At 70.6% G+C, this 15611-nt stretch carries 13 protein-coding genes and 1 pseudogene; 4 read left to right on the forward strand and 10 right to left on the reverse strand.

Annotated elements, in window-relative coordinates; all coding sequences use genetic code 11:
* Positions 1-236 precede the first annotated feature (236 nt).
* A complete protein-coding gene (locus LNW72_RS10730; protein ID WP_250975191.1) occupies positions 237-1028 on the forward strand; it encodes a polysaccharide deacetylase family protein in 792 nt (263 codons plus the stop codon).
* Positions 1029-1097: 69 nt separating this feature from the next.
* On the opposite strand, the gene LNW72_RS10735 is transcribed toward LNW72_RS10730, so the two are convergent.
* The 3 genes from LNW72_RS10735 to LNW72_RS10745 form a co-directional block, all read right to left on the reverse strand.
* Positions 1098-2285 (reverse strand): acyl-CoA dehydrogenase family protein, encoded by a 1188-nt coding sequence (locus LNW72_RS10735; protein ID WP_250975192.1) that lies wholly within the window; start codon positions 2283-2285, stop codon positions 1098-1100.
* A 50-nt stretch (positions 2286-2335) separates the two neighbouring features.
* A complete protein-coding gene (locus tag LNW72_RS10740; RefSeq protein ID WP_250975193.1) occupies positions 2336-4195 on the reverse strand; it encodes an MFS transporter in 1860 nt (619 codons plus the stop codon).
* Between the two features lie 212 nt (positions 4196-4407).
* Complete coding sequence (locus tag LNW72_RS10745; protein ID WP_250975194.1) at positions 4408-6045, reverse strand: glycosyltransferase family 39 protein; 1638 nt, start codon at positions 6043-6045, stop codon at positions 4408-4410.
* Between the two features lie 374 nt (positions 6046-6419).
* On the opposite strand from LNW72_RS10745, the gene LNW72_RS10750 reads away from it, so the two are divergent.
* The gene (locus LNW72_RS10750) at positions 6420-7430 is read left to right on the forward strand and encodes a phosphatase PAP2 family protein (protein WP_374117205.1); all 1011 of its coding nucleotides are present in this window, start codon (positions 6420-6422) and stop codon (positions 7428-7430) included.
* Between the two features lie 85 nt (positions 7431-7515).
* Here LNW72_RS10750 and LNW72_RS10755 read toward each other — a convergent pair whose 3' ends face one another.
* From LNW72_RS10755 to LNW72_RS10765, 3 genes are all read right to left on the reverse strand, one after another.
* Positions 7516-7734, reverse strand: a complete 219-nt coding sequence (locus LNW72_RS10755) for an I78 family peptidase inhibitor (RefSeq protein ID WP_250975196.1) — start codon at positions 7732-7734, stop codon at positions 7516-7518.
* Between the two features lie 170 nt (positions 7735-7904).
* Positions 7905-8282: a DUF779 domain-containing protein gene (locus tag LNW72_RS10760; RefSeq protein ID WP_138353337.1), complete on the reverse strand. Its 378-nt coding sequence runs from the start codon at positions 8280-8282 to the stop codon at positions 7905-7907.
* 92 nt (positions 8283-8374) lie between these two features.
* Positions 8375-9898, reverse strand: coding sequence for an aldehyde dehydrogenase family protein (locus LNW72_RS10765; protein WP_250975197.1), 1524 nt, complete (start codon positions 9896-9898; stop codon positions 8375-8377).
* A gap of 186 nt (positions 9899-10084) precedes the next feature.
* Here LNW72_RS10765 and ctaD point away from each other — a divergent pair, with 186 nt between their 5' ends.
* On the forward strand, positions 10085-11779 hold the full coding sequence (ctaD, locus tag LNW72_RS10770; protein WP_250975198.1) for a cytochrome c oxidase subunit I: 1695 nt from the start codon (positions 10085-10087) through the stop codon (positions 11777-11779).
* Between the two features lie 75 nt (positions 11780-11854).
* On the opposite strand, the gene LNW72_RS10775 is transcribed toward ctaD, so the two are convergent.
* The gene (locus LNW72_RS10775; RefSeq protein WP_250975199.1) at positions 11855-13123 is read right to left on the reverse strand and encodes a glycosyltransferase; all 1269 of its coding nucleotides are present in this window, start codon (positions 13121-13123) and stop codon (positions 11855-11857) included.
* Between the two features lie 312 nt (positions 13124-13435).
* Positions 13436-13683 (reverse strand): annotated as a pseudogene (locus LNW72_RS42055) (amino acid ABC transporter substrate-binding protein); the annotation flags it as partial.
* On the opposite strand from LNW72_RS42055, the gene LNW72_RS10785 reads away from it, so the two are divergent.
* Positions 13673-14032, forward strand: a complete 360-nt coding sequence (locus tag LNW72_RS10785) for a hypothetical protein (RefSeq protein WP_374117447.1) — start codon at positions 13673-13675, stop codon at positions 14030-14032. The pseudogene LNW72_RS42055 and the gene LNW72_RS10785 overlap by 11 nt on opposite strands.
* On the opposite strand, the gene LNW72_RS10790 is transcribed toward LNW72_RS10785, so the two are convergent.
* Together LNW72_RS10790 and LNW72_RS10795 are read right to left on the reverse strand one after the other, a co-directional pair.
* Complete coding sequence (locus LNW72_RS10790) at positions 14001-14612, reverse strand: transglycosylase family protein (RefSeq protein ID WP_250975200.1); 612 nt, start codon at positions 14610-14612, stop codon at positions 14001-14003. The genes LNW72_RS10785 and LNW72_RS10790 overlap by 32 nt on opposite strands.
* 154 nt (positions 14613-14766) lie before the next feature.
* The gene (locus LNW72_RS10795) at positions 14767-15318 is read right to left on the reverse strand and encodes a transglycosylase family protein (RefSeq protein WP_250975201.1); all 552 of its coding nucleotides are present in this window, start codon (positions 15316-15318) and stop codon (positions 14767-14769) included.
* Positions 15319-15611: the final 293 nt, after the last annotated feature.

Consider the following 15611-nt stretch of genomic DNA (forward strand, 5'->3'; position numbering starts at 1 on the left):
CGCTCAGCACCACGGAAGTACGGTATGGACAACGCTGTGAGCAGCCTGGGAGCCGTCGTCAACGGTCGCTGGTAGTCGTCCTTGGTCACCCTCGGACGGCCCCCAGGCGGCCCTGCGGTGAAGCTGCATCCGGCGGTCGGAGCCTTGGCGTGTGTCTTTTTCGGCCCGGTCCCCGATCCGCCCGGACTCGGCGCGTCCATCATCGAGCCGGGCCGTCGGCCGCTCAAGATGATCCCATGCCACAGACCCGCGGTGAGCTGCCCCGCCGCCACTTCCTTGCCGTTGGCGCCACAGCACTGCTCGGCCTCGGCGCCGCAGCGGCGGCGCCCGCGGCCGCGCGAGCCCGGCAGGTGCCCACGCCCGAGACCGAGGTCAACGCCGGTTCCATGGTGATGGCCCTCACCTTCGACGACGGCCCCAGTCCGCAGTACACGCCGCAGGTGCTGGACGTCCTGCGCGGCCACGGCGTCCATGCGACGTTCTTCGTGTGCGGCGACAACATCGGGCTGTACCCGGACGTCGTGCGCCGCATCGCCGCCGAGGGGCATTCGCTGGGAAACCACACCTGGTCCCACCCGCATCTCAGCGACCTGTCCGCCGCGGACGTCCGCGACCAGATGCAGCGCACCCAGGACGCCGTCACGAAGACCGGTGTGCGGGCGCCGGTGCTGTTCCGTGCCCCCTACGGCGACTTCGCGGACGCCTCCCTGACCGTCTGCGCCGACCTCGGGCTGCGCCCGATCTCCTGGTCGGTGGACCCGACGGACTGGGCCAACCCCGGCTCCGGCACCATCGCCGACCGGGTCCTCGCCGGTGCGGCCACCGGCGCCATCGTGCTGAACCACGACGGCACCGAGGGCGGCGACAGCGATCCCGCGCCCGGCAGCGGCGGCGACCGCTCCCAGACGGTCGCCGCGCTGAAGAGCTACCTGCCGGCGCTGATCGAGGCCGGCTACACGTTCACCACCCCTGACGCCCATCCGCCGGGCCGGAGCGGGGTGCCTCCGCAGGCTCCGGCAGGACGCTGACCGCGGCGGCCGGCCCCGGCACCGACCGGTCGGTGCCGGGGCCGGCCTGCCGGGACCGGGCCGGGCGGCTCACCGGAAGGCGTCGAGTCCGGTGAGTGCCTTGCCCAGGACCAGTTGGTGCATCTCCACGGTGCCCTCGTAGGTGAGCACGGACTCCAGGTTGGTCGCGTGCCGCATCACCGGGTACTCCAGTGAGATGCCGTTGGCACCGAGGATGGTGCGCGAGGTGCGGCAGATCTCGATCGCCTCGCGCACGTTGTTGAGCTTGCCGAAGCTGACCTGCTCCGGGCGCAGCCGCCCGGCGTCCATCCGCTGCCCGAGGTGGTGGGCGAGCAGGATGCCCTTGTGCAGTTCCACCGCCATGTCGGCGAGTTTGGCCTGGGTGAGCTGGAAGCCGCCGATGGGCCGGCCGAACTGTTCGCGGGTCTTCGAGTACTCCAGCGCCGCCGCGAAGCTGCTGCGGGCCGCGCCCATCGCACCCCAGACGATGCCGTAGCGCGCGTGGCTCAGACAGCTGAGCGGGCCCTTGAGGCCGGCGCCCTCGGGGAGCACGGCACCGGCGGGCAGCCGGACGTCGTCCAGGACGAGTTCGCTGGTGACCGAGGCGCGCAGGCTCCACTTGTGCTTGATCTCCGGCGCCGAGAAGCCGGGGGCGTCGGTGGGGACGACAAAGCCGCGGATGCCGTCGTCGGTGCGGGCCCAGACCACGGCGACGCCGGCCACCGAGCCGTTGGTGATCCACATCTTGCGGCCGTTGAGCACCCAGTCGTCACCGTCGCGCTTGGCGTACGTGCGCATCCCGGCCGGGTCGGAGCCGACGTCGGGCTCGGTGAGCCCGAAGCAGCCGATGACCTCGCCGGAGGCCATTCGCGGCAGCCACTCCTGGCGCTGCTCCTCGGAGCCGAAGCGGTGGATGGCGTACATCGCCAGCGATCCCTGTACGGAGACGAGCGAGCGGATGCCGGAGTCGGCCGCCTCCAGTTCCAGGCAGGCCAGGCCGTACTGGACGTTGCTGGCGCCCGCGCAGCCGTAGCCGGTGAGGGACATGCCGAGCGCGCCGATGGCGCCGAGTTCCCTGGCGAGTTCGCGGATGACGGGCAGCTCGCCCGACTCGTACCAGCCCGCCACGTACGGCAGTACGCGGTCCGCGGCCCAGTTCCTGACGGTCTCGCGCACCGCGCGGTCCTCGTCACTGAGCAGATCGTCGATCCCGAGCGGATCGTACGGATCGAACGGCGGCAGCGCGCTCCCGGACATGACGGTCTCCTGGGTGAGCTACGAGGTGATCTACAAGGTCGGGGACGACGCTACGTGCGTGCTCCCGCCACGTAAAGTCCCGCCTGCTGTTCGCCCGCGGACACCAGGCGTTCGGCCTCGGGCGCGTGGTGCTGGGCGGGCAGCGGGTGGCCCGAGTGGTCCGGGTGGCCCGAGTGGTCCGGGTGGTCCGGGTGGTCCGGGTGGTCCGGGTGCTTCGCGAGGGACGGCCGGCGTTCTCCGGCGGGCACCTCGTGAGCGGAGGTCTCATGGGCGGGCGTCTCGTGGGCGGGCGTCTCGTGAGCGGGGGTCTCGTGAGCGGGGGTCTCGTGGGCGCCGAATCCCTCCGCTTTCAGGAGGAGGGCGCCGCAGTCCATCACCCGCGGCAGCCGGAGCGCGGCGAGCGCGCCCAGCAGGAGCAGTCCGGCGCTGACGACCAGCGTGACGTGCAGCCCGGTCACGAAGGAGTGCCGGGCCGCCTGCCGCAGCGCGGCTCCCGCCGGGCCGCCGAGCCGGCCCGAGACGTCGTACGCCTCCCCCAGCGAGTTCCCCGCGGCGGCGCCGTCGGCGGACGGGACGCCGGGGACGTGCGCCACGCCGGGACCGTACGCGGCGTTCATCACGCTGCCCAGCAGCGCGATGCCCATGCCCGCGCCGAGTTGGTAGGAGGTCTCGCCGATGGCCGCGGCGCCGCCCGCCTGAGCGGCGGGGGCTTCGCTCAGCATGGATTCGTACGCGCCGAAGATCGTGGTCTCCAGGCCGAAACCGAGCAGCACGAAGGCGCCGGTGAGCAGCATCGGCCGGTCGGTCTGTCCCATCAGGGTCAGGGACAGGACGGCGACGGCGGTGAGCACGAACCCGGTGCCGACCATGGCGCGTGGCCCGAAGCGGTGCAGCAGGCGCGAGCCGCACAGTCCGGCCGCCATCGCGGCGAAGGTGAGCGGCAGCAGGCGGAGCCCGGTCGAGAAGGGACTGAGGCCGAGCACCAGTTGCAGGTACTGGACGGCGATCAGTTCGAGGCCGACGAGCGCGAGCATGGCCAGGACGATGCAGCCGACGGAGGTGCTGAAGGTGGGGCGGGAGAACATGCCGATGTCTATGAGCGGGTGTTCGCGGCGCTTCTGCCGGCGCACGAAGAGCACCAGCAGCACCGCGCCGACCACGACGGGGCCGACCGCCCCGGGGTCGAGCAGGCTCGCGCCGCCGCCGAGGCGCTTGACCCCGAGGACCACGCCGAGGACGCCGAACGCCGCCATGAGGGCGCCGAGGACGTCCCACGGGCCGCAGCCCTCGCCCCTGGACTCGGGGAGCAGCCAGCGCGCGAGCGGCAGGATCACGACCATCAGCGGGATGTTGATGAGGAAGACCGATCCCCACCAGAAGTGCTCGACGAGGAAGCCGCCCAGTACCGGTCCGACCGCGGCGCCCACGGCGGCGACCGCGCTCCACACACCGATGGCGACCGCGCGCTCCCGGCGGTCGGGGAAGACCTGGCGGAGTATCGACAGCGTCGCCGGCATGATCATGGCGCCGCCGACCCCGAGCAGCGCCCGGGCCGCGATGAGGACGTGCGCGCCGGTGGCGAACGCGGCGAGGGCCGAGGCGAGGCCGAAGAGCCCGTAGCCGATCAGCAGGATCTTTCGCCGTCCGACGCGGTCGCCGAGGGTGCCGAAGAGGATCAGCAGTGAGGCGGCGACGAGCGGATAGGCGTCGACGATCCAGAGCAGCTGTATCGCGCCCGGGTGCAGGTCCTCGGTGAGCGCGGGAACGGCGACGTGCAGCACGGTCGCGTCGAGCGCGACGAGCAGCAGGCTCACGCACAGGACCACCAGGACGGTCCAGCGTCCGGCCGGACGCTGATGCGGTGGGACGGCTGCCGGCCTCACCGAGCCGACCGTTGTCGTCCCAGTCATCTACGTACCTCCCAGCGGGGTGCTCTCACTACCTCGGAACTGGACGTCGCACACCATTCCGGTTGACCAGCGGTAAAGGCGAGTGAGACGACAGAGTACGCCAGGTGGAGGTCTCGTCATGTGGCCCACCTCACCTTGACGGAATGACCCGCTCCGGGGGCGGCAGGGGGCCGGGGCGCGGGTTCCCGTGCGGCGTCCGGCCGGGGCCGGGATCAGCGCAGGGTGATGACGGTGGCGGTGCCCAGCGACCCGGTGGTGCGGATGGTGCGGGTGGTGACGGAGTGGCCGTCGATGAGATCGCGCAGCGCGGCGGCGCCGGGCTGCAGCCGGCCGTGCCGGAAGAGGACGAGACTGACCCTGGTGCCCGCCGGCAAGTCCGTCTCCGCCGCCTGGGCGTAGGTGATCGCGTCGCAGCCCGAGTACCAGCCCATCTCCGGTTCGTAACCCGTGACCAGCAGGCACGGACCGTCCGAGGCGAGTTGTTCCGCCACCGGAACCGTCGAGTCACGCTCCGCGTTCGGTGCGGGCATCGCCCCGCGGGCCACGGACATGGCGGTCGCCGGGACGGTGACGGCGGCGAGCAGTGCCACGGCCGTCAGGACGTGTGCGGACCAGCGTCCGGCCAGGTCGGCGATCGCCTGCACGCCGAGGATGGTGAGCAGCACCACCGACAGGTAGATGAAGCGCGGCTCCCCGTCGGTGGCCATCCCGAGTAGGACGATGACGAGGACGGCCGTCGACCCCAGGAACACCTTCCGGCGGGCCGTCCGGCCCTCGGTCCCGGTGCTCCGGCGCCGCCGGAGGGCGGCGCCCGCCGCGTAGAGGCCGGCCGCCATCACCACCGCGCCGAGGTCGCCGGCCAGCCGGTACGGGAAGATCCCGAGGTAGTAGACGAATCCGTCGCCCACGTAGGCGCGGTTCGCGTGCGAGGTGGCGGAGAAGATCAGCCCCAGCGGCCAGCCGGCCACCTTCGTCGCGTAGACGAAGTGCGGCACCAGGCCGGCGAGGAAGACCGCCGCCGCAACGGCCAGCCGGCCGCGCTGCGCCAGCCAGGCGCGCGGCCCGTAGACGGCGACGGCGGCGATCGCGATCGCGACGAGGTTCCCGGCGACGCCGTAGCGCAGGTAGAACGCGGCCAGTGCGACGGGCGGCACCCAGAGCAGGGCGCGCGAGGAGGGTTTCTCCTGCGCCCTCGTCAGCAGGTACACCACGATCAGCAACAGGCCGGTGGAGCCGATGTCGTTGAGGAACTCGGGGAGCCGGCGCAGGAAGCCCAGCCCGCCCAGCACCAGCAGCGCCGCGACGGCCGCCCGGCGCGGGGTCGTCCAGCGGGCGGCGACGACGTACGTGACGGTGAGGGTGAAGAGCGCCAGGACGAGCGCCACGGCCCTGACCGCCCCGACGGTGTCGCTCAGGCCCAGCGCGAGCCGGCCCAGCACGGGCAGTCCGATCGGCCGGTAGGTGCCCCAGCCCGCGTCCGGGGTGCCGTCCAGCCAGGACCGCGCCTTGTTCGCGTAGACCGCCTCCTCGTGCCCGAGGTACGGCTCCTGGTCCTGCAGCGCGGCCCAGACGAGGGCGGCCGCCGCGAGCACGGCGGCGGGCAGCGCCCACGGCGGGACATGCCGCAGCCGGACCACGAGCCAGGACAGTACGTACGGCGGTTTGCGCCCGGCCGTCGCCCAGGGGCGGGCCAGCAGCCACGCGGGAGCGGCCACGAGCAGGAACGGAAGGGGCTGCCAGCCCGGCAGCGGGCCACCGACGCCGACGGCCAATAGGATCTGCTGGACGACCGCCGCCGCGGTGAACACGACAGCGACGACCAGTGCCGGCTGCCTCCCGGGGCGGACCACGGCGTGCTCCTCTGGTTCGTCGTGCGCTTCGATCTTGACGCTGCGTTACCTGCCGCGCCCGGCGGGCCCGAAGGCCCAGGTCACGCGGGTACCGCCGCGGCGGCCCCAAACGCTATCGCACGCCCCGGGTCCCATGATCACCGCGGCGTCCCGCCATTCGGACGGGAAACGCAGTGCATCCCTGAGGGTAATAGCCGATAAAAAGGCGGTTGTGATGTGAGTATCGACACCCGAACATAAAATCCAGAGTTCCCGAATTTTCACTCAATCTGTGAGTGCCAAAGGAACGGGTGAGACGCACTCCACATCACATCGTCATTACAAAGACGCTCGTTCGGCCGATCACTGCTGTCACACGCTGTAACGTCGATTCGGTGCGTACCGATGAGAAGCTCCACCGACCGGCGGAGTACCCGACCACACGCGACCTACCGCGTATGAGCCGAACACGCCTCTGGCTGTTCGGCTCGACGCTTGCGGTCTACGTGGCCATCGTCGTGGGCGTCGTCACCTCCTCCAAGCTCGTGACGCTGGACTGGCAGGTCATGCTGTGGCGCCCCTACAAGCAATGGCCCCAGATCCACGCGGCCCTGGACTACTTCGTGGTCCTGGGACAGCGCGGCCCGACGGCCGTGATGGTCGCGGCCTGGCTGGGCTGGCGGGCCTGGCGGCAGCGGAGCCTGCACCCGATGCTGGCCCTCGGCGCCTCCCTCCTGTTGCTGAACATCACCGTTGGCGCCGTGAAGTACGGGCTCGGAAGGCTGGGCCCGCACTACGCCACCGCCGTGGGATCCCCCGAGCTCTTCGCCGGCGGCGATATATTTCCCTCGGGCCACACCGCGAACGCGGTCGTGACCTGGGGCGTTCTGGCATATCTGGCGACCACGCCACGGGTACGCCGGTGGGCTTCGGTCATCGCCGCGCTGCTGGCCCTCGGGGTCGGTATGACCACCATCTACCTCGGCACCCACTGGGTCAGTGACGTGCTGCTCGGCTGGGCCGCCGGCCTGCTGGTGCTGCTCGCGCTCCCCTGGTTCGAGCCCGCGATGGCCTGGGCCGAGGACTTCCTGGTGGCCGCCTGGCACCGGCTCCGGCACGGTTCGGGACTCAGTCCCGTCCCGGCCCGCACACTCGGGCAGCGCCCCGGCCTGGTGACCCAGCGGGCCTCCAAGGGGGGCGGCCAGCCCGCGCTGGAGCCCGTCGGCGCCGCCACGGGCGGCCACGCGGCCGCCATGCCGCACGCTCCGGGACGGCCGCCGGCCGCCCGCCACGAGCGCACTCCCGTCACCCCGACGGGCAGCCGCCGGCCGCCCGCGGAACGGCCCGTCCGCCCCATCCCGCTCGCCCACCAGCAGGTGCGCGGGCGCGGCGCCGCAGGCAGCTAGCGCCACTCCCCACCGCCCCGACGTCCACGCGAGGCCGTGGGAACCGCTCCGGCGGTTCCCACGGCCTCCCTCCGTTTCCGGCCCGTCAACCCTGCCAGCAGCGCGTCACTCTGCCGTCCGCGACGCTGAAGTTCAGCCGCCCCGCCACGTACTCCATCGTCACGATCGCCCCCTCCGGGAGCGACCGGACCGTGGTCCAGCCGCGCTCTCTGGCGCGCCGTTCCGCCTCGTCCGAGGGCAGCCCCGTGTAGGCCTTCGCGGGGTCGTCCGGGGGCCGGGGTCCAGGTGTCGGTATCGGTGCCATACCCCCACCGTAAGCACGCGGCGTACATCCGGGAAGGCGCGTACGGGCAGTACTCGGCATTGATCGTCACGCTTCTGTCACAGAATCCGCTGAGGAGTTTGATCTCTCGCGGAAATGTTCGGAAAGTGGTTAATTCACCGTCGACACAGCATGCGCATGGCTCGCGCACATCATGTCCGCAATGCCTTCAACTCTTCGTCGGTCAACAGCCGGGAACGGATAAGGAAGCGATTTCCCGTCGGCGCCTCCAGGGAAAAACCACTACCCCGCCCGGGCACCACGTCAATCGTCAGATGCGTATGGGACCAGTACGCGAACTGGTCCCGGGCCATCCACACCGGCACCGGTTCCATGCCCGCCACGCCCAGGTCCCCCAGGTGCACGTCCGAGTCGCCGGTCAGGAACTCACCCGCCGGATAGCACATCGGCGAACTGCCGTCGCAGCACCCGCCGGACTGGTGGAACATCAACGGACCGTGCTCATCGGCCAGCCGCCGCAACAGTTCCGCCGCCATCCCGGTCACCTCGACCCGGTTCGCCACATCCATGCCTCACCGTCCCTGTCTCGAACCCGACCTACGACCCCCGCGCGCCCCGCGAACCCCCGGGCGGCATTCTGCGGCCCGGGGGTCGTGGGCGGCTAGAAGAAGCCCAGCGCGTTCGGGCTGTAGCTGACCAGCAGGTTCTTGGTCTGCTGGTAGTGGTCGAGCATCATCTTGTGGTTCTCGCGGCCGATGCCGGAGTTCTTGTAGCCGCCGAAGGCCGCGTGGGCCGGATAGGCGTGGTAGCAGTTGGTCCAGACGCGGCCGGCCTGAATGGCGCGGCCGGCGCGGAACGCGGTGTTCATGTCGCGGGTCCAGACGCCGGCGCCGAGCCCGTAGAGGGAGTCGTTGGCGAGGGAGACGGCGTCGTCGAACTGGTCGAAGCGGGCGACGGAGACGACGGGGCCGAAGATCTCCTCCTGGAAGATCCGCATGCTGTTGTCGCCCTCGAAGATCGTCGGGGCCACGTAGTAGCCGCCGGAGAGGGCGCCGCCCAGGTCGACGCGCTCACCGCCGGTGAGGAGCTTGGCGCCCTCGGCGGTGCCGATGTCGATGTAGGACAGGATCTTCTCGAGCTGGTCGTTGCTGGCCTGGGCGCCGATCATCGTGCCGGTGTCGAGGGGGTTGCCCTGCTGGATCGAGCGGGTGCGCTCCAGGGCGTCGCCGAGGAAGCTGTCGTAGATCGACGCCTGGATGAGGGCGCGGGACGGACAGGTGCAGACCTCGCCCTGGTTGAGGGCGAACATCGCGAAGCCTTCGAGGGCCTTGTCGTAGAACTCGTCGGGGGCCGCGGCGACGTCGGCGAAGAAGATGTTGGGGCTCTTGCCGCCGAGTTCGAGGGTGACCGGGACGATGTTCTGGCTCGCGTACTGCATGATCAGCCGGCCGGTGGTGGTCTCGCCGGTGAAGGCGACCTTCGCGACGCGGGGGCTGGAGGCGAGCGGCTTGCCGGCTTCGGTGCCGAAGCCGTTGACGATGTTGACGACGCCCGGCGGGATGAGGTCCTGGATCAGGTCCATCAGGTACATGATCGAAGCCGGGGTCTGCTCGGCCGGCTTGAGGACCACGCAGTTGCCGGCCGCGAGCGCCGGGGCGAGCTTCCAGACGGCCATCAGGATCGGGAAGTTCCAGGGGATGATCTGCGCGACCACTCCTAACGGCTCCTGGAAGTGGTAGGCGACGGTGTCCTCGTCGATCTGCGAGATCGACCCCTCCTGGCCGCGCAGCACGCCCGCGAAGTACCGGAAGTGATCGATGGCCAGCGGCAGGTCGGCGGCCAGCGCCTCACGGACCGGCTTGCCGTTGTCCCACACCTCGGCGACGGCCAGTTCGGTGAGGTGCTGCTCCATCCGGTCGGCGATCCGGTTGAGGACGGACGCCCGCTCGGCGGGGGCGGTACGCCCCCAGGCGGGGGCCGCCGAGTGCGCCGCGTCCAGGGCGAGTTCGACGTCCGCGGCGGTGGAGCGGGCTATGTCCACGAACGCCTGGCCGGTGACGGGCGTCGGGTTCTCGAAATAGCCGCCCGCGACCGGCGGCGTCCATTCTCCGCCGATCCAGTTCTCGTAGCGGGAGGGGAAGGAGGCGGGGCTGCCAGAGTTTCCGGGGGGTTGATAGACCGTCATGAGCCTGCTCCTTTTGATGATGCCGAGAGCTGATGCCGCGCACGCTACTGCTAGTGAACCGGCTCGGCCAGATGGCTTACGCACTCTCGCGTGATGGTCAGGTCGGCGAGCATGATGGGCTCACGGCCGTTCAACTGACGCGCGTCGTGAAGTGGTTGACGGCGATCGGACAGCGAGGGGAAGCCGATGACGGCACCTGCGAAGGAAGAGGCCACGGCCGAACCGGCGCGTGTGCCGCGGCCGGGCGGCGTGGTGGTGGACTGGCTCACCACAACCGATCACAAGAAGATCGGCCATCTCTATCTGATCACGTCGTTCGGGTTCTTCCTGGCGGCCGGGCTGATGGCGCTGATGATGCGCGCCGAACTGGCCCGACCCGGACTGCAGTTCCTGTCGAACGAGCAGTTCAACCAGCTGTTCACGATGCACGGCACGATCATGCTGCTGCTCTTCGCGACCCCGGCCTTCGCCGGTTTCGCGAACGAGATCATGCCGTTGCAGATCGGCGCGCCCGATGTCGCGTTTCCCCGGCTGAACATGTTCTCGTACTGGCTGTATCTCTTCGGCGGGCTGATCGTCCTGGGCAGCTTTCTCGTCCCGGACGGGCCCGCGAGCTTCGGCTGGTTCGCTTACGCGCCGCTGAACAGCATGACCCGCTCCCCCGGAATCGGCGCCGATATGTGGATCATGGGACTGGCACTGTCCGGTTTCGGCACGATCCTCGGCGCGGTGAACTTCCTGACCACGATCATCGGAATGCGCGCGCCCGGCATGACGATGTTCCGGATGCCGATCTTCACCTGGAACGTCCTGTTCACGTCGATCCTGGTCCTGCTGGCGTTCCCGGTGCTGGCCGCGGCGCTGCTGGTGCTGGAGTCGGACCGGCGGTTCGGCTCGATGGTGTTCGCACCGCAGAACGGCGGGGCGCTGCTGTGGCAGCACCTGTTCTGGTTCTTCGGTCATCCGGAGGTCTACATCATCGCGCTGCCGTTCTTCGGGATCATCTCCGAGATCCTCCCGGTGTTCTCCCGCAAGCCGATCTTCGGTTATCTGACGCTGGTCGGTGCGACCATGGCCATCACCGGTCTTTCGATAGTGGTGTGGGCCCACCATATGTTCGTGACCGGCGCCGTTCTGTTGCCGTTCTTCTCCTTCATGTCGTTCCTGATCGCGGTGCCGACCGGTGTGAAGTTCTTCAACTGGGTCGGCACGATGATCAACGGTTCACTGTCGTTCGAGACGCCGATGCTGTGGTCGATCGGCTTTCTGGTGAGCTTCCTCTTCGGCGGGCTGACCGGAGTCATTCTCGCCTCCCCGCCACTGGACTTCCATGTCAGCGACACCTACTTCGTCGTGGCGCACTTCCACTACGTGGTGTTCGGGACCGTGGTGTTCGCGATGTTCGCCGGTTTCTACTTCTGGTGGCCGAAGTTCACCGGGAAGATGCTCGACGAACGGCTGGGGAAGATCCATTTCTGGACGCTGTTCTTCGGCTTCCACATCACGTTCCTGGTGCAGCACTGGCTGGGCGTCGAGGGAATGCCGCGCCGCTACGCGGACTATCTGGCGGCCGACGGATTCACCACGCTCAACACGATCTCGTCCATCGGCGCGTTCCTGCTCGGAATGTCGACGCTGCCGTTCCTCTACAACGTCTGGAAAACGGCGAAGTACGGCGAGAAGGTGACGGTCGACGACCCCTGGGGATACGGCCGCTCCCTGGAGTGGGCCACCTCCTGCCCACCGCCCAGGCACAATTTCCTGACGCTGCCGAGGATTCGCTCCGAATCCCCCGCCTTCGATCTGCACCACCCGGAAGTGCCGGCCGGGGCGCTGTCGGCGCTGGACGCCGACGAAGTGTCGCTGAACGAACGTCAGTGACGCCTGTCATCGGCCAGGCCTGACCGACCTGGCGTCACTGACAGGCATGACTCAACCGGCGGCACTGCCCAGGCGTCACTTCCCCAGCGTCCGCCGGGCCTTGCGTCCCGCCGCCAGCGCCACGTCACCGAGGGCGTACGCGGCGCCCAGCACCTGTCCGCCGGCCGACAGCACGGCGGCGCGCCCGCGGCCGCCCCGCCGGGCGCGGGCCTCGAGCAGCCGCTGGAAGAGGGCCTCGTGCAGCCGGGCGATCCGGTCCGGGTCGTACTGCTCGCCCTTGACGGACGCCGCGCGGCCCATCGTGACGCGCAGCTCGTCGTCGTTGATCAGCCGCAGCAGCGCGGCGGCCATCGCGTCGATGTCGCGCAGCGGTACGAGCAGGCCGTCCACGCCGTCGGAGATGATCTCCCGCGGGCCGAGCGGACAGTCGGTGCTGACGACCGGAAGGCCGGCGCGCATGCCCTCGACGATCGTCATGCCGAACGACTCCATGCTGGAGGAGACGGCGAGGATCGACGCCTTCGCCAGCTCCGGCTCCAACGGCGAGGCGGGGCCCATGAGACGGACGGCGTCCTGCGCGTGGAGCTCGGTGACGAGGCCGGCCAGCTTCTTCCGCTCGGCGCCCGCCCCGTACAGCCGCAGGGTCCAGTCCGGCCGTTCGGCGGCGACCTTGGCGAAGGCCCGGATCAGATCGTCGTAGCACTTCGCGGGTGCCAGCCGGCCGGCGGCGACCACGACCGGTGCCGTGCACGGCGAAGGGTCGACGTCGGAGGCCGGCACGCTGTTCGGCACCGGGGTGACCCGGACCCCCGGAATCCGGCGGCGGTAGGCGGCGGCGTCGGCCGCGGTGGTGGTGACGACCGCGTCCAGCCGTGGGTACAGCCGGCGCAGCAGGAGCACGAGCTTGGTGGAGTGGGTGTCGAGGGTGAGGTGCTCCTGGGCGACGCGCACCATGGTGCGCGGGGCCTGCCGCGCGATGTGGACGTTGAGCCCGGGGCGGGTGCCGACGACGACGTCCGCGTCGAGCTGCGCCAGATGGCGGGCGATGCGCTCGTCGGTGAGGGCGCTGTAGTGGTCGTGGCGGCGGTCGGACGCCGGGAAGACCGTGGCGGGGGTGGCGCGCCGCGGGTCGTCGAGGTCGGAGTCCTGGCTGTCCTTGCGCAGATCGACCAGGTGCCGGAGCCGGACGCGGGGGTCGTAGACGAACTGCGGTTCGTCCAGGTGCCGGAAGACGGAGACGATCTCCACATCGTGCCGCTCGGCCAGCTCGCCGGCGAGGTTGCACGTCGTACGGATGGTGCCACCGATTCCGTACGCGTTGTGGATCAGGAATGAGATGCGCATGCGTTTCCGTGTCTCCCGGTTGCCCGGCGGATTCCCCGCCCGTTGCCGTCCGCGGACGGCAGACGGACGACAGACGGACGATAGCAAGATCTGGCCTTTGTCCCCTGCCCGGTCCAGGGGCGACGGCCCCCGACCGCGGCCTCAAGGGCTGTACGGCAGCTGGGGCAAGGTGAGGCGGTTGCCGGCCGGGCCCCCGCCCTGGGTGACCCAGCCGCCGTGGCCGCCCTGGGCGGCGTCCGACCAGCGGGCGACGGACAGGCAGGTGCGGCGGGTGGCGGGTGGGTCCGGCAGCGCGGCGAAGGTGACGGGTGCCAGGGCGAAGTCGACTTGTTCACTGATCGTCTTGTATCCCTCGGCCCGCAGCCCCTGGAGGAGCTGCTGCGCGTACCGTGCCGAGGCGGACTGGTTGCAGGAGACGACCGCGGCGGTCCTGGCCTGCCGCCCTTGAACCAGCGGTAGACCTCGGTACCCGCCTACAGCGTGCCGCCCCAGCCGGGGGTGCCCCCGCGCGGGGCGTCGCTCCCGTAGATCCCGTACAGGTGCGGACAGGTGTCGTACGCCCTCGGCGGCCGTGGCCGAGGTGAGCCGGACCTGGCCGGCCTTCGCACGGACCTGGCCGAACCGGGGGTCGCCCGAGAACGCGGCGAGCAGCGGATGCTGACGGTGTCACGGGCGCTGCTGACGCGGGCCCGGCTCGTCCTGCTGGACGAGCCGGGCCTCGGACTGTCACCCCGGGCCGCGGCGCACGCCTACGGGGCGCTGGCGGGCCGCACGGCGGGCGGTGGGCGCACCGTCGTCGTGGCGGAGCAGCGGCTGCCCGCCGCGCTGCGCCCGGGGACCACCGTGGTCCATGAACTGCGGCGCGGGGAGGTGGTGTTCACAGGCGAGCCCGCGGAGCGTCCGGAATGAGCAGTGTCGTGCCGACGCCGAGCTGGTCCGGGTCGGCGCCGATCGCCTTCTGGTTGACCCGGTAGAGCTCCTGCCAGCCGCCGCGCACCGCGAACTTCGTGGCGATCGACTGCAGGGTGTCGCCCGCCACGACGATGTGGACGCGGCCCGTGAGGTGCTGCTCCTTGGCGCAGACCGGCCAGGCGTCCCAGCCCTGGACGCGCTGCACCTCCTGCGCGACGGCGATCTGCTGCGCGGGGGTGGCCAGGTCGGCCCGTGGCGCGTACTTCAGGCCGCCGAACTCCTCCCAGGTGGGCTGCCAGAACTGCAGGCCGCCGTAGTAGTCGTTGCCGGAGTTGATGTGCCAGTCGCCGCTGCTCTCGCACATCGCGAGGCCGTCCCACACCGCGGGGCGGGGAAGCTCCGGGGTGTCCGCCGGGGTGCCCGCGTGGGCGGCGGACCCGGTGGTGGTGGGCGTGTCCCCGTGCGCGGGCGGGGAGTCGGCGCGGGCGGGTGCGGCCGAGAGCGGGAGCAGGGCGGCCAGGACGGTGGCGGCGGTTGCCGCGAGAACCATGGCCCGGCGCCCGACCAGTACGTTCATGCGATGAAATGAGGACAGGTCGTTCATAGCGGGTCACGCTAAGCACGTCCCGTCCGCTCCCGGCCCCCGCCGCGCCCGGCGCGCCGGGCGTCCCACCCGGTCGGAGCAGCCGCCCTGACCTGGCGTCAGGCCGAATGCCACGCCGGAGAGGCCGTCACCAGGCGGGCCACCAGGCCGGCGGGCGGACCGCCAGCGGGGCTCCGGCCGCCCGGGAGGTGACCGCGATCGCGGCGCGCTCCTGGCCGCGGCCCGGGTGTTCGGCGGCCCGCGGCGGCTGCGCCTTCGGCCTCACCGTCTTCGCCTTCGGGGGTGTCGTCTTCGGGGGTGTCGCCTTGGGGGTGCCGGCGGACGGCGCGTCGCCGTACGCTCCGGCGCGGCGGGCGCAGACCGGCCACGCTCCCCAGCCGCTCGACCGCTGCACCTTCGTCGCGATCGCGATCTGCTGCTCACGGGAGGCCTTGTCGGCGGTCGCGGCGTACTGCGTGCCGCCGTTCGACCGCCAGGTGCCGGCGGCGAACTGCAGTCCGCCGTAGTAGCCGTTGCCGTTGTTGATGTGCCAGTCGCCGCCGCTCTCGCACTTGGCGATGCGGTCCCACACTCCGCCGTCGGCCGCCGCGGCCTGTCCTCCCGCGGCCAGGACGGCCAGCGGGCTCAGTGCCGCCATGCCGGTGAACACAGCGATGACTCGGTACTTGGCCAAGACCATGGATTCCCTCTCTCCACGGACCCGGGGTTCCCCCTACGTGCCTCGAGAACGTGCACCGGCGCGTCGGACGCCGGTGCCCGTCCGAACCCGGGCGGTGCTCTTTGCACACGAGCCGAGAACCTAGACACCCCAGGTGCACCGAATCAACCAAATCCGGTTCGTTGCAGGCCACTTGGCGGTTACCCGAAGTAAGGACGTATTTTCGCCGTCCAATTGACGCGTCCTTGTCACCCTAAATCAGGATGGGCGCTGCGCCGGCTGTGACCCACTTCACCGCTGCAGGAACTTCCCTC

The sequence above is a fragment of the Streptomyces sp. RKAG293 genome (assembly GCF_023701745.1).
Taxonomy (GTDB): Bacteria; Actinomycetota; Actinomycetes; order Streptomycetales; family Streptomycetaceae; genus Actinacidiphila.